The sequence below is a fragment of the Ohtaekwangia sp. genome, assembly GCF_036786105.1.
Classification (GTDB): Bacteria; Bacteroidota; Bacteroidia; order Cytophagales; family Cyclobacteriaceae; genus Ohtaekwangia.
This window is the reverse complement of the sequence record NZ_DAIQRQ010000012.1, coordinates 16,004-31,009: the sequence shown is the minus strand read 5'-3', so window position 1 is coordinate 31,009 and position 15,006 is coordinate 16,004. Positions and strand designations below refer to the sequence as shown.

General features: G+C 46.4%; 15 protein-coding genes. All 15 read right to left on the bottom strand.

Features of this window, described 5'->3' with window-relative positions:
* Nucleotides 1–200 precede the first annotated feature (200 nt).
* On the bottom strand, nucleotides 201–1,118 hold the full coding sequence (locus tag V7Q33_RS08020; protein WP_331975841.1) for a bestrophin family protein: 918 nt from the start codon (nucleotides 1,116–1,118) through the stop codon (nucleotides 201–203).
* A 59-nt stretch (nucleotides 1,119–1,177) separates the two neighbouring features.
* Nucleotides 1,178–1,609 carry a CBS domain-containing protein gene (locus tag V7Q33_RS08015; protein ID WP_331975843.1) on the bottom strand — a complete coding sequence of 144 codons (432 nt, stop codon included), beginning with the start codon at nucleotides 1,607–1,609 and terminating at the stop codon, nucleotides 1,178–1,180.
* A gap of 334 nt (nucleotides 1,610–1,943) precedes the next feature.
* Nucleotides 1,944–3,332, bottom strand: a complete 1,389-nt coding sequence (locus V7Q33_RS08010) for an NADH-quinone oxidoreductase subunit N (RefSeq protein ID WP_333819500.1) — start codon at nucleotides 3,330–3,332, stop codon at nucleotides 1,944–1,946.
* 3 nt (nucleotides 3,333–3,335) lie between these two features.
* A complete protein-coding gene (locus V7Q33_RS08005; RefSeq protein WP_333819499.1) occupies nucleotides 3,336–4,808 on the bottom strand; it encodes a complex I subunit 4 family protein in 1,473 nt (490 codons plus the stop codon).
* Nucleotides 4,809–4,944: 136 nt separating this feature from the next.
* The gene (gene nuoL / locus V7Q33_RS08000) at nucleotides 4,945–6,858 is read right to left on the bottom strand and encodes an NADH-quinone oxidoreductase subunit L (RefSeq protein WP_331975849.1); all 1,914 of its coding nucleotides are present in this window, start codon (nucleotides 6,856–6,858) and stop codon (nucleotides 4,945–4,947) included.
* Nucleotides 6,852–7,163, bottom strand: coding sequence for an NADH-quinone oxidoreductase subunit NuoK (gene nuoK / locus V7Q33_RS07995; protein ID WP_331975851.1), 312 nt, complete (start codon nucleotides 7,161–7,163; stop codon nucleotides 6,852–6,854). Before nuoK ends, nuoL begins: the two co-directional genes overlap by 7 nt.
* A gap of 45 nt (nucleotides 7,164–7,208) precedes the next feature.
* On the bottom strand, nucleotides 7,209–7,706 hold the full coding sequence (locus V7Q33_RS07990; protein WP_331975853.1) for an NADH-quinone oxidoreductase subunit J family protein: 498 nt from the start codon (nucleotides 7,704–7,706) through the stop codon (nucleotides 7,209–7,211).
* Nucleotides 7,707–7,716: 10 nt separating this feature from the next.
* Nucleotides 7,717–8,280, bottom strand: a complete 564-nt coding sequence (locus tag V7Q33_RS07985) for a NuoI/complex I 23 kDa subunit family protein (protein ID WP_333819498.1) — start codon at nucleotides 8,278–8,280, stop codon at nucleotides 7,717–7,719.
* 41 nt (nucleotides 8,281–8,321) lie between these two features.
* On the bottom strand, nucleotides 8,322–9,371 hold the full coding sequence (nuoH, locus tag V7Q33_RS07980; RefSeq protein WP_331975857.1) for an NADH-quinone oxidoreductase subunit NuoH: 1,050 nt from the start codon (nucleotides 9,369–9,371) through the stop codon (nucleotides 8,322–8,324).
* Nucleotides 9,368–10,372, bottom strand: coding sequence for a 2Fe-2S iron-sulfur cluster-binding protein (locus V7Q33_RS07975; RefSeq protein ID WP_331975859.1), 1,005 nt, complete (start codon nucleotides 10,370–10,372; stop codon nucleotides 9,368–9,370). Before V7Q33_RS07975 ends, nuoH begins: the two co-directional genes overlap by 4 nt.
* Before the next feature lie 140 nt (nucleotides 10,373–10,512).
* Nucleotides 10,513–11,868, bottom strand: coding sequence for an NADH-quinone oxidoreductase subunit NuoF (gene nuoF / locus V7Q33_RS07970; RefSeq protein ID WP_333819497.1), 1,356 nt, complete (start codon nucleotides 11,866–11,868; stop codon nucleotides 10,513–10,515).
* A gap of 3 nt (nucleotides 11,869–11,871) precedes the next feature.
* Complete coding sequence (gene nuoE / locus V7Q33_RS07965; RefSeq protein WP_333819496.1) at nucleotides 11,872–12,420, bottom strand: NADH-quinone oxidoreductase subunit NuoE; 549 nt, start codon at nucleotides 12,418–12,420, stop codon at nucleotides 11,872–11,874.
* Nucleotides 12,421–12,564: 144 nt separating this feature from the next.
* Nucleotides 12,565–13,788 carry an NADH-quinone oxidoreductase subunit D gene (locus tag V7Q33_RS07960; protein ID WP_331975865.1) on the bottom strand — a complete coding sequence of 408 codons (1,224 nt, stop codon included), beginning with the start codon at nucleotides 13,786–13,788 and terminating at the stop codon, nucleotides 12,565–12,567.
* 4 nt (nucleotides 13,789–13,792) lie between these two features.
* Complete coding sequence (locus V7Q33_RS07955) at nucleotides 13,793–14,293, bottom strand: NADH-quinone oxidoreductase subunit C (protein ID WP_331975867.1); 501 nt, start codon at nucleotides 14,291–14,293, stop codon at nucleotides 13,793–13,795.
* Nucleotides 14,294–14,390: 97 nt separating this feature from the next.
* Nucleotides 14,391–14,951, bottom strand: coding sequence for an NADH-quinone oxidoreductase subunit B (locus V7Q33_RS07950; protein ID WP_331975869.1), 561 nt, complete (start codon nucleotides 14,949–14,951; stop codon nucleotides 14,391–14,393).
* Between the last annotated feature and the right edge of the window lie 55 nt (nucleotides 14,952–15,006).

Here is a 15,006-nt window from a genome sequence, read left to right as displayed (position 1 = left end):
TTTTATTTCCCACAGAAATCACAGAATATCACAGAATAAATGCAGCCTACCCTATAGCACTCCGCGTATAGCAGCCAGCAGCCTGAAGCCAGCAGCCATTTTTATTTCCCACAGAAATCACAGAATATTACAGAATAAATACACGCTACCTATAGCACACTGCGTCTGGCAGCTAGCAGCTATTTTAAAAAGTGGACGTATCAAAGTATATATTCTCCTTTTATCGGCGCTTCCGGCTGCGGAATATCCTTTTCCTGCAGGGCCTGTAACAGATTTATTTCAATCGTGCGTGTTATGCTGTTGACCGGAATACCGGCAGGATTATGCTGGAATGGATCCATAATATTCATACCGTTAATGTGGGTGATATGAAAAACGAATCCAACCATAAATCCCAGCAGTATAGACCAGTGTCCCACGGCATGCGCAATCGACATGGTGGTAAGAATTACAAACATCCAGATAAAGAGCCGGGTGAAATATATATAGGTAGTGGGAAATACCGTATTGTTAATACGCTCCGATTTTCCCATGTTGTCGCAGAAATTTCGCAGCAGTTCATCCAGTATGCGAAACCGGAATCCATCAATCACATTTTCTTTCGAGAGCTTCTGCAGGTCATGTCCCTGCAAATCAAGGATAGCGTTGGGTATATTGGAGAAGGTCTTTACACGCTCAGCTTCTTCCGGTGAAAGGTATTTTTCAAAAGCATTTACATCGCGTCTGCGCAATGCTCCTTTCAACGCATATACAAATGCTATATGTCTGCGAATGAGCGTACGCTGATAGCGGGCTATATCTTCTGCATTTAAACTACTTTCTGCCGGTGCAGCACAATACGCCAGCAACCCCCGGGCCCACGAGCGCGAATCGTTTACCAGTGCTCCCCAGATAATGCGGGCTTCCCACCAGCGATCATACGCCTGGTTGTTGTTGAAACCAATAAAGAAGGCAATAGCGGTACCCATCAGCGCAGGCAACGCCGCCGGTATATTTACATCGCCCAGCCACCTTATATCGACATAATGCGCTGCTGCACAACTGATAAGCATGATCATATCTACCCGCCAGGTCATCCGGAGGATTCGATGCAGGCGAAGATTTTGTTTCAACAACATGTACCGATGGATTTAGAGTATATATCCGCTCTTAAGATTTTCTCTGAGCGGCTCTAAATCTACTGCCCGGCAATGTATTGTTCCAAATGTTCGATGATGGATTTCTGTTCGTTGATAACTGTACGCACAACGTCACTGATGGAGATCACGCCCACCAGTTCGCCATTCTCTTCTACAGGAAGGTGGCGGAATTTCCGGTTGCTCATAATCCACATACATTCTTCGATTGATGTTTCGGGAGTTACCGTAAACACCTTGGAGGTCATGAGCTCCTTGATCAATGTATCTTTGGAGGATTTACCTTTGAGAATAAGTTTTCGTGCGTAATCGCGTTCGGTAAAGATGCCCACCATCTTACCGTTTTCCATAATAATAAGTCCACCGATGTTTTTCTCGCACATCACTTCGATGGCGTGGTAGACTGTAACATTGGGTGAGACGGAATATACCGCCCGCCCCTTGGCATCCAGTATGTCTTTTACTTTTCCCATGGTTTAAGGATTTAAAGCAATCGATTGAAGATAAGCTTTTTGGCAGGAAAATGCAATAGAAGCAGCCAAGTACCGGATTTGTCAGGGACAGAACAGAGCAGAATGAGCGAAATCTTCCAATGGCTGCAGGTTACTGGCTACAAGCTGCAGGACGATTGGTGTCGTTGTTGTTAGCTGTTAGCCGTTACAGCGAACTGTTAATCGTTGAATTGAAAAATGAACAAGGAATATTGATCAACGAATGTAGAAAGTAAGACTCACTCATACCCTCACACGGCCAGAAACCAGCGGCTAGCAGCCATTCAAAGACACACGACTGACTAGCAGCCAGCAACTAATAGCTCGTAGCTAATTTCAATATCGCATCCGGGAACATGCCCAGCAAAAAGCTCAGTGCGATCAGTGCGCAGAAGAGTGCTTTGTGCGAGCCGCGGATGGTTACGGCTGTTCCTTCGGGTTCGCGGAAGTACATCGCGATGATGATGCGGAAATAGTAGTATACACCGATCAATGAGGTAACTACTGCCACAATGACGAGGCTGGTATATCCGTGGTTGATCGCCTGCGCGAATACCATATATTTTCCGAAGAAGCCTGCCAGCGGAGGTATACCTGCGAGTGACAATAACGCGATGGTCATTGTTACGGCAAGCCATGCATTCTTTTTATAAAGGCCGTTGAAATAGTCGATAGTAGTTTCTTCGGCTGTACCCTCCAACAGGTGCAATACGCTGAACGCAGCCAGTGATGCCACGGTATATGTAGCCAGGTAGTAGTAGACTGTATCGGTTGCCGTTGGATTCGCTATAAATGCAAGAAGTATATAGCCCACATGGCCAACGCTGGAGTATGCCAGTATGCGCTTCACGTGTGTCTGGTATACGGCGGTTACGTTCGGGATCACCAGGGTAAGTATCGCGATAACGCTTAGTACGTTTACCCATGTTGACTGCGCCGCTACAAAGCAGGTAGAGAAGATACGAACAAATGCAGCAATAGCTGCTACTTTTACAACAGTTGACATGAACGCTGTTACTGTGGTAGGCGAACCGCTATATACATCGGGTGCCCAGAAGTGGAATGGGACGGCCGAGATCTTGAAGGCCAGGCCAATCATCATCAACAGTATACCTGCATAGAAGAAAGTTGGGAAGCCGGTTGGATTAGCGGTAAGTGCTTCTGCAATAGTATGCAGGTGGAATGAACCGGTCGCGCCATAGATCAGCGCTATGCCGAACAACAGGAAGCCGGTAGCGAACGATCCCATCAAAAAATATTTGAATGCTGCTTCGGTTGAAGTCAGGCTATCTTTTTTGCTTCCCGCCAATACATAGAGCGACATAGAAAGTATCTCGATACCGAGGAACAGCATAGCCATGTTGTTGAACGATGACATGATTACAGCGCCCACCACTGCAAACACTATGAGCGAAGTACGATCGGTACGATGCGTCTGTGTAGCAAAGTAATCAGCCGACATCCAGAACCAGAGGATCGTTGCTGTACCAATCAGTGCGGTGAAGGCCAGTGCGGGTCTGTCGAACACCAGCATGTTGCTGAAATAGAAAGCTTCGGATGTACCGTTTGTCCAGTCTGCTATAGCAAGACCCACTGCGGCCACAAGGCCGATGATCACAAATGCAGTAAGCCATCTTTTCAGATTGCCAAATTCAGCAAGAAGAGAAACGATACCTAAGCCGGTGATAACAAATAGTGCGTTCATATATTAGTTGGCGGAAGCAGTAACTTCAGAGATTGAATGTAAAAGATTGGTAACAGCCGCTTCGGAAATCTCCAGCAGCGGAGCCGGATATATACCGATCAATATGATCAGGATCACTATCGGATACAGCACAAGCTTCTCCTGTCCGGTGAGGTCGAGGAAAGAAGCGGTCTTGCTGTTGGTTTCACCTGACATAGATTTCTGGAACGTTCTGAGCATATATACTGCACCCAGAATAATGGTTACACCTGCAATGGCTCCCAGCACAGCCTTGTACTGGAACAGCGCATTGATGAGCAGGAACTCTCCTACGAAACCACTGGTAAATGGAAGCGCTACGCTGCCGAGCATGGTAATAACAAATACTGTGGCAAGAACAGGCGCCACGTTGCGTATGCCGCCCAGTTCTGAAAGTGTTCTCGTCTTGGTTCGGTCGAAAACAATCTCAATGATATAGAACAAAGCAAAGACGATGATACCATGGCTCACCATTTGGATCATAGCACCTTGTATACCGATTGCGTTCCGAGTAAATATACCGGCAGAGATAAGTCCAACGTGAGCGATGGAAGAATATGCAATCAGTCGTTTGAAATCTTTCTGAACGATGGCGATGCACGAAGCATAGATGATACCGATCACGGAGATAATCACGGCGGTCATTCCCCATTGCGCAACACCGCCGGGCACTACCGGAATCAACCAGCGGATTACACCATATATACCCATCTTTAACATGATACCCGAAAGCAACATGGTTCCTTGCACGGGCGACACCGTATAGGTATCAGGCTGCCAGGTATGAAATGGAAATACAGGCATCTTGATGGCAAACGCTACAAACAATGCCCAGAATAAAAACGATTGTTCCGTTGCTGACAGCGAATGTCCTGCCTGATACAGTGCATCGATCGCAAAAGTATGTGAGCCTGGTGTATGGAAATATAAGTATACCAGGCCTACCAGCATGAACAAGCTTCCGGCCAATGTATATACAAAGAACTTGAAGGTGATCCTTCCGCGATCTTCACCACCCCATATCAGACAAATAAAGTAGATCGGGATCAGCGCTACTTCCCAGAAGAGGTAGAACAATAAGCCATCGCGCGCTACAAACACGCCTACCAACGCCATTTGCATAGTAAGGATCAATCCATAGAATGAAGAAGGCTTGTCGTATGTATGACTGAATGATGACAGAATGATGAACGGCACCAGCACCGTGGTGAGCAACACCAACAGCAGACTTATACCATCAATGGCCACGGCAAAGTTCAATCCCATGGAAGTGATCCACGGTACATTTACTTCAAATTGTGGTCCTTCGGCCTTGTTAAACTGCGCTACCACTACCAGCGACAGAACCAGTTCGATCAGCGCTGCTGCAAGCGCGATAATTTTTGCCTGCTGAGGTCTGAATAAAAAGAGTACCAGCGCTGCGGCCAGTGGAAAGAATATGAGAAGTAGCGTTAGCATCGTATTCGTTATCTGTTATCGTTTAAAATGGCAACTGGCTTTAAGCTGCCGGCTGCTGGGAGGTGTGTGTGGGTGGGTTATGTATTGTTATTGGTTACACGTTAATTATTATTCGTTATCGGTTAACGGATAACGATTAACGGATAACGGCATAAGCCAGGATAATTACTATGCTGATCACCATTACAAAAATGTAATAACCGATTGATCCGTTTTGCAGCAGGCGCGTTGCATTGCTACCGGCTACAACACTTCCACCCAGTGCATTTACAAGTTTGTCTATGCCCAGGCGTTCGATTACAGAATCAAATATTCCGGCAAACCAGTAGAGCGGCTTTACAACAATAGCATTGTATAGCTCATCTATATAATACTTGTTGGCAAGCAGGCGCTGGAACCCACCAACAGGTTGTCCTTCTGCCACCGGCACCTGGTCTTTGCTTATGTACAGGGAGTATGCTATACCAATCATCACGATAGTAAAAAACACCACGGTACCCATCAGTATATATTCTGTTGAATGGCTCAGGTGATGGGAAGCGATCAGATCGTGCGATGAAGCAAACACCGGGTGCAGGTAATGCGACAACCAGTGCGATCCTCCCAATGCTTCGGGTATACCCATGAAACCTCCTACTACGCTGAGGATCGCCAATACGATCAACGGCAGTGTTATACTTTTTGGCGACTCATGTATATGCTCCATGGCGTGCTTGCTCGCTCGCTCTTTTCCGAAGAAGGTAAGGAAGAACAGGCGGAACATATAGAAGGCTGTGAGTAACGATGCTATTACAGCGATTACCCACACCACAATGTTATGTGCGAACGCGCTGGCGAGAATTTCATCTTTGGAGAAGAAACCGGCAAACGGAGGTATACCGGATATGGCTAACACACCGGCAAAGAATGTGAGATACGTTACTGGCAAATATTTTTTCAGTCCACCCATGTTACGGATGTCTTGCTCACCACTCAGGGCATGGATTACACTACCCGCACCGAGGAACAACAACGCCTTGAAGAAAGCATGTGTTGCCATGTGAAATATACCACTGGTAAAGGCTCCCAGTCCTAACGCGAGGAACATCAGTCCCAACTGGCTTACCGTAGAATATGCAAGTACTTTTTTGATATCGTTTTGTGCTACGGCTATTGTGGCGGCAAACAATGCAGTCGCTAATCCTACAATCACGATCAGCTCCAGCGTTGCCGGTGAAAGTGCGTACAGTAAATTATTGCGACATACCATGTATACACCTGCCGTAACCATGGTTGCAGCGTGAATGAGTGCCGATACAGGCGTAGGACCCGCCATCGCATCGGGCAACCAGGTATATAGAGGTATCTGTGCACTCTTACCCATCGCACCTACAAACAGCAGGATGGTGATGAGTGTAAGTGTATTGGTATCTAATGAAGTTGCCTTCGGGAATACTTCTGCATACTGAATGCTGCCGAAGTGAACGAAGATGAGAATTATACCGAGCAACATTCCCAGGTCACCAATACGGTTCATGATGAATGCTTTGTTCGCAGCATTGTTATACTCCTGGTTTTTGAACCAGAAGCCGATGAGTAAATATGAGCACAATCCTACGCCTTCCCATCCTACAAACATCACCAGGTAGTTTGCCCCCATCACCAATAACAGCATGAAGAATACAAACAGGTTGAGATACGAGAAGAAGCGATTGAATCCTTCATCGTGGTGCATATACCCAATGGAGTATACATGGATCAAAAATCCGACACCGGTAATGATGAGTAAGAACAAAGATGAAAGCGGATCTACCAGGAAACTGATAGAGGCCGAAAATTTACCCGCAGCAATCCAGTTGAATAACGTTACGGATATAGAACGCTCTGCTTCAGAAGCTCCCAGCAAGGTGCTGAAGAGCGCTATCGAAACAATGAAAGATAATAATACCGAACCACAGGCAATGAAAGCGGTAACACCGTGTGTAAACCTGCGTGTGTTCAGTGCAACAAGTAAAAAGCCCAGCAGCGGAAACAAAGGAACCAGGCTTACCAATACATTTATACTTACCATTTTAAGCGATTCAAAATGTTAATATCAACTGATTTCGTATTGCGATACATCATAACAAGAATAGCAAGACCTACCGCTACTTCTGCCGCAGCTACTGCCATGATGAAGAAAACAAATACTTGTCCTGCGGAATCATTGAGGTAGGTTGAGAATGCTACCAGCAAAAGGTTTACGGCATTCAGCATAAGCTCTATGCACATAAAGATGATAATAGCATTTCTGCGGTACAGCACACCCAATACGCCAATGGTAAAGAGCGCTGCCGAGAGCCACAGGTAATAATCAAGCGGAATGGATTTGATCATTATTCGTTGTTATCTGTTAGTCGTTATTAGTTATTCTATACTCTATCAACGGTTTTCCGGTTTGCCGAGCATCACCGCTCCCACCATGGCTGCCAGCAGCAACACAGAGGTTATCTCAAACGGAAGTAAAAAGTCGGTGAACATTACCTGACCGAGTGTTTTTACCATGCCTATATTTGCACTGGCTGCCTTCTGTTGAATCATACCTTCTGTTTCTTTCAGTGATGCGATCAATACAATCATCACCAGGCCAGCACATATAGTAGCCGCAAATTTGAGGAGACTACTTTTGTGAGGTTCTGACTCACGGTTCAGGTTCAGCAGCATGATCACATACAGGAACAACACCATGATGGCTCCGGCATATACAATGATATGTACAATGGCCAGGAACTGTGCATTGAGCAGTATGTAATGTCCTGCTATACAGAAAAAGGTAATGATGAGGTATAGTACACTATATACCGGGTTCTTCGACAACACGACCATGATGGCCGACAGTATTGCCAGAAATGAAAGGAAGTAGAATACGTTAAGCGTCACTGCTGAAAAACTATTTATTATGACTTAATCTTTTCTGCTGTTTGAATGCCAGCACGGCTGGTGTTTGGCGCTTGGTCACATCTACACGTTGGTCAACGGGTTCCACCAGCTTATCTTTCCCATAAATAAATCCATTTCTAGCATAGTCGGTAGACACAATGCGATCGGTTAGGAAGATCGCTTCTTTCGGGCAGGCTTCTTCGCACAATCCGCAGAAGATGCAACGCAGCATGTTAATCTCGTACGTGGCTGCATACTTCTCTTCACGGTATAGATTCTCCTCACCTTTCTTACGTTCAGCAGCTACCATGGTAATCGCTTCGGCCGGGCAGGATACTGCGCACAAACCGCAGGCCGTACAACGCTCGGCACCTTTCTCATCACGCTTCAACACGTGCTGGCCGCGCCATATATCGCTGATCTCGCGCTGCTTCTCCGGATATTTTACCGTTGCCTTTTTTCTGAATAAGTGCTTGATCGTAATCGCTACTCCGCTGAGAATAGCAGGAAGATAAATGCGCTCTGCGAACGTCATCTCTTTCTTTACTACAAGCTTCGATCTGTTTGTTAACATCGTTTGTTGTTAATCGTTATCTGTTATCCGTTTTAAGCGGATCATTGCTTATTATTCGTTAGTATCATTACCAAACCGGTAAGGAATATATTCGCTACCGACAGTGGTATTAATACTTTCCATCCCAGGTTCATCAGCTGATCATAGCGGAAGCGCGGAATCGTCCAGCGTATCCACATAAAGAAGAAGATGAAGAATGAGATCTTGGCAAACAACACGAGCGTTCCTATGATGGAAAGTGTATTGTGGTCAAGACCGAGGTCGTTCATGAACGGAAAGTTATAGCCACCAAAATATAGCGTAGAGATTACCGCAGACGATACAAACATGTTGATATACTCTGCGAAGAGATAGAAGCCCAGCTTCATGCTGCTATACTCGGTGTGATAGCCACCTACCAGTTCGGTTTCGCATTCCGGCAAGTCGAACGGTGTGCGGTTACATTCTGCAAAAGCACATACTATAAAGATGAGGAAACCCAGTGGCTGTTTTACTACGTTCCATGCGTTCCAATCGCTGCCAATACCACCGGCCTGCTGCGCGCTGATCTCGCCAAGACTTAATGTACCGGTCATGATAATCAAGGCTATAATGGATAAGCCCATCGCGATCTCGTAGCTGATCATTTGGGCAGATGCACGAATCGCACCCAGCAACGAGAACTTGTTGTTGGATGCCCAACCTCCAATCATGATACCATATACTCCAATCGATACAACACCGAATACATAGAGTATACCTACGTTGAGATCAGCGATCTGCAATGAATACGTCTGTCCATCAATGATGAGTGTATTTCCCCAAGGGATAAGTACACCGGCCATCATGGCCGTAAGCATCGCGAGGCATGGCCCTAATACAAACAAAAATTTATTGGATACTACCGGGATGATTTCTTCTTTGTAGATGAATTTCATTCCATCGGCAAGCGGCTGAAATATACCGAACGGACCCGCACGATCCGGGCCAACGCGGTCTTGCAAAAATGCAGCAACCTTGCGTTCAGCATACGTTGAGTATGCCGCCACAAAAAGTGTTATTCCGAATACGGAGCCAACCAGAATCAGTTTATAAATCAAAAATGCGCTCATGCCGGTGACTGGTTGGTTTCAGGTAATTGTTTTCCTTTTTGGAACTGTATCTGGCGTTCAATATCCAGTTTCAGTTTTTGCATATCGATCTTCTCATAATGATTTTGAGAGATCACCGAATGTCTGTCGATGTGACGAGGGCCTTCAATGGTCCAGTCGTTCATGTTCTTGTGATCGTAGCGGCATTCGTTGCAGATATACTCTTTCACTTCGCCATACTGATCTTTGCGTGCTGATACGCGGAGCACATCATCGCCTTTTGTCCACAGTACTACTTTGCCGCTACACTTGTCGCAGTTACGATGTGCATCGAGCGGTTTGGTAAACCATACGCGGCTCTTGAAGCGGAACGTTTTATCGGTCAATGCTCCGACCGGGCAAACATCGATCATATTTCCGGAGAAATCATTGTCAACCGCTTTCTCGATGTATGTACTGATCTCCGAGGCATCACCACGGTTCAATACACCGTGAACACGTTCTTTGGTAAGTTGATCGGCTACGAATGTACAGCGATAGCAAAGAATGCAACGCGTCATGTGTAACTTGATCTTATCCCCTATATCGATCTTCTCAAATGTTCTGCGATCTTCCTCATAGCGGGTTTTGCCTGCGCCATGTTCGTATGCTAAATTCTGCAGATCGCACTCACCGGCCTGATCACATATAGGGCAATCGAGCGGGTGATTGATGAGCAGGAACTCGACAACACCCTTGCGTGCTTCCAGTACTTCCGGTGAAGTAATGTTCTGCACTACCATACCATCCATTACCGGAGTGCGGCAGGAAGCTACCAGCTTCGGCATAGGGCGCGGATCTTTAGCAGATCCCTGTGTTACTTTCACCAGGCATACGCGGCATTTGCCACCGGTATCTTTCAATGTAGAATAGTAGCACATTGCCGGAGGAACTACCTCGCCACCTATCTGACGGGCAGCATTGAGGATCGTGGTTCCATCAGCAACCTCTACTTCAATACCATCTATTGTTACTTTAGCCATTGATCGGTTATCCGTTATTGGTTAATCGTTTTTAAAATAGCTGCCAGCCACTGGCTTCGAGCTACTAGAAGTGTGAGTGTGAATTGACCTGGGTGTGTTTCTATACTTTGACATTTCGATATTCCTTATTCGTTATTCATTTACGCCTGAGCGACAAGTGCTTTCTCTGAACGGAACGGTTCGATTTCAAAGTGCTTCGGGTTCTTTACCTTTTCAGGGTACTTTACGTGGTATTCGAACTCTTCGCGGAAGTGACGTATGGCGCTGGCTACGGGCCATGCGGCTGCATCACCCAGCGGGCAAATGGTATTGCCTTCTATCTTCTTTGCTACGTCTACCAACAGGTCTATATCTTCCATGTGGCCGTGGCCATGTTCAATGCGGTGAAGTACTTTCTCCATCCAGCCTGTACCTTCACGGCAAGGACTGCACTGTCCGCAGGATTCGTGGTGATAGAAGCGGGTAAATGTCCACAGGTTGCGAACGATACATGCTGTTTCATCCATTACAATAAAACCTCCGGAACCCAGCATGGTGCCGGTAGCAAAACCTCCGTCTGACAATGATTCGTATGTCATGAGGCGAGGCTCGCCTTTCGCAGTCTTCAGAATAAGATCGGCAGGAAGAATGGGTACAGAAGAACCTCCGGCAACAACGGCTTTCAGTTTTCTTCCTTTCCATATACCGCCGCAGTATTGATCCGAGTATATAAACTCTTCAACCGGAAGTCCGAGTTCAATTTCGTATACACCGGGTTTGTTGATGTGGCCACTGGCAGAGATCAACTTGGTACCGGTACTTTTTCCTATACCTACTTTCGCATACTCATCACCGCTTTCGTTTACGATGGAGCACACCGCAGAGATCGTCTCTACGTTGTTTACAACGGTAGGGCTGGCATACAAACCCGCTACGGCCGGGAACGGAGGTTTCAAACGCGGATTACCGCGCTTACCTTCCAATGATTCCAGCAGTGCTGTTTCTTCACCGCAGATATAGGCGCCTCCTCCGGGCTGTACATAGAGCTCCAGGGAGTAATCGGTTCCTAAAATGTTCTTACCTAAAAATCCATTCGCGTGTGCTTCCTGTATGGCTTTCTCCAGGATGCGAATGATATACATATACTCTCCGCGCACATAGATGTAGGAGGTCTTTGCACCCAGTGCATAGCTGGATGTGATCATGCCTTCAATCAACAGGTGCGGAATTTTCTCCATCAGGTAGCGATCCTTGAATGTTCCCGGTTCGCTTTCATCGGCATTGCATACGAGATAACGAGGCTTGTCGGACTTGCGATCGAGGAAGCTCCACTTCATACCGGCAGGGAAACCTGCACCCCCTCTTCCGCGCAAACCCGACTTCTTCACTTCTTCCGTTACTTCGTCAGGAGTCATCGTCTTCAACGCTTTCTCCACTGACTTGTAACCGCCATGCTTTCTGTATACATCGAATGTTTCGATGCCCGGTACATTCACATGTTCTAATAATCTCGCCATGACTTAAATCTCCTGCATGTTAGATTTCATATATGTACTGCGCTGATTGGAAGCTCTCAACTTCTCAATTAGCGTATCTACCTTCTCCGTTGTCAGGTTCTCGTAGTAGTCGGCACCGCATTGCAACATGGGTGCTGTTCCGCAAGAACCCAGGCATTCTACTACTTTTAAAGTAAACATGCCATCGGGAGTGGTCTCTCCTACCTTTATATTCAGCTTCTTCTCGAAGTGTTCAACGATATCATCAGCACCGCGTAACCAGCATGGGCCGGTCTGGCAAACTTCGATGAGGCACTTACCTACAGGCTCGAGGTTATACATGGTATAGAAAGAAGCCACTTCGTATACTTCGATCGGCTTGATCGAAAGAATGGAAGCAACATAATCCATTACCGGAGTACTGAGCCAACCGTCAAACTCAGCCTGTGCTATATGTAAAATGGGTAGCAAAGCAGACTTCTGTCTTCCTTCAGGATACCGCTTTATAATGCGTTGAACGAGCTCCATCGTCTCCGCTGAAAATTGTACCCCATCTACTTTCTGTTCACTCATCGTCTTTTTATTCGTTAATCGTTATTAGTTAACCGTTAATCGTAAATGCATTAACTATCAACTTCTAACATTCACTTTCAATCTATACTATATAATAATCATATCCCTTGCCACCAATAACGTGTAACCCTTAACGGTTCACGGCTAAGCGTCAAGCTCTCCGGCAATTACGTTCATGCTACTCATGGTGATCACTGCATCTGACAGCATCGAGCCTTTGATCATCTCCGGGTATGCCTGATAATAAATGAAGCAAGGTCTTCTAAGCTGTAACCGGAAAGGCGTTCTTCCGCCATCGCTGATCAGGTAAAAACCTAACTCGCCATTGCCACCTTCCACGCAGTGATATACTTCTCCTTTCGGAATTTCTGTTTCCCCCATCACAATCTTGAAGTGATAGATCAGCGCTTCCATGTCGTTATATACTTCCTCTTTTGGCGGGAGGCAAAATTCAGGAACACGGGCACTATATATTCCGGCAGGTTCTTTCTTGATTTTTTCAATAGCCTGTTTGATGATGCTGTGGCTCTGCCACATTTCTTCCTGGCGCACCATGAAGCGATCGTACGTATCGCCATTGGTTCCTACCGGGATCACAAAATCAAATTCTTCGTATGATGAATACGGAGTCATTACACGAACATCGTAATCTACTCCGGCAGCACGCAGGTTCGGACCTGAGAAGCTATAGCTCAACGCGCGCTCGGCAGATATAGGGCCGCAGCCAATGGTACGATCCATGAAGATACGGTTACGCTCCAGCAGGTTAGAGAACTCTTTGAATGCAATGGGAAAATCTTCCATGAACTTCTCAATTTTCGCCCAGGCTTTCGGCGAGAAGTCACGTTCAAGACCACCGATGCGTCCTACGTTGGTAGTGAGACGCGCTCCGCAGATCTCTTCGTATATTTCGTAAATGCGTTCACGCATCTGGAAGAGGTAAAGGAAGCCGGTAGTTGCTCCAGTATCCTGACCTATAATGGTATTGCAAATAATGTGATCTGACATACGCGCCAGCTCCATGATGATGATGCGGAGATACTGTACGCGTTTTGGAATTTCTATACCCAGCAGTTTCTCTACTGTCATGTGCCAGCCCATGTTATTGATGGGCGATGAGCAGTAGTTCATGCGGTCTGTGATGGGCGTGATCTGATAAAAAGGTCTTCGCTCGGCCAGCTTCTCAAATGCACGGTGTATATATCCAATGGTTGGCTCGGCATCCACAATGATCTCGCCATCCATTTTAAGTACGTTCTGAAATATACCATGTGTAGCAGGGTGCGTAGGCCCGAGGTTCAGGTAAGAGTATTGCTTCTCTCCTGCTTTTCCTTCTTGCTCGGCAACCGGTTGATTCAATTCTATCATAGTATTATCGTCCAAACATAGTATCGTTCTTGTCTTCGCGTCTTTGATCTTCCAGCGGATATTCTTTGCGCAGCGGGAAGATAATCATGTCGTCTACATTGAGGATACGCTTCAGATTTGGATGTCCTTCGAAGATCACTCCGAAGAAATCGTACGTCTCGCGTTCCAACCAGTTGGCTCCGGCAAAGATATGTGTAATGGTCGGAGTCACCGGCTTTTCTTCCGGCAGGAAGATTTTGAGACGGATGCGCTTGTTTGCTACCAGGTTGTGAAGCTGGTACATTACCGCGATCTGTTTTAGCTCCGGATAGTGAATACCTGCAAGGGTAGTCAGGTATTGAAATTTGGTGTCGGGGTGGTTATACAGGTATTGAATAATCTCTACGATCTTTTCCTGTTTCAGGGAAATAGTCAAAAAATCGTAGGGTGTATCTATATGAAGGATTTGATCCTCATACCTGTCTTTAAGCGCAGTAATGATGCTGTCCTGAGTAGAACCTTCCATTGGTTCGGTTTCGGTTTTGTTATATATGCTGATCGTACCTGCTATATATTAATCTATACTATATCCTCTCGGACCGCGATTAACAATAACAGATCGGTTATTCCATTCCGTATTGATTCAGCATGGCTTTATATTCCGGAGAATCTCTTCTGCGAAGTGATTCCGTTTCTACCAGGTGCTGAATTTTCAAAATACCATCTATAATCTGTTCGGGGCGTGGGGGACAGCCCGGCACATATACATCTACCGGAATGATTCGGTCGATGCCTTGCAGTACACTATACGTATCAAATATTCCTCCGCTACAGGCGCAAGCTCCTACGGAGATCACCCAGCGGGGTTCTGCCATCTGCTCATATACCTGGCGAAGTACAGGGCCCATCTTCTTGGCAATTGTACCCATTACCATCAACAGGTCGGCCTGGCGTGGCGAAAAGCTGAGACGCTCGGAACCGAAACGAGCCAGATCGTAATGCGAGGCCATCGTTGCCATGAACTCGATACCACAGCAGGAAGTAGCAAATGGTAATGGCCAGATAGAATTTTTGCGCGCGAGCCCAACCACCTTATCGAGACTGGTGGCGAAGAAGCCAGCGCCTTCGTAGCCTTCCGGCTTCGCTCCTACGGTTACGCCTTGTTGTATGCTTGTTGATTCCATAGTTTCTCCTTGGTTAATCTATCCCTTCTTAGTCTTCCCACTTCAGAGCACCTTT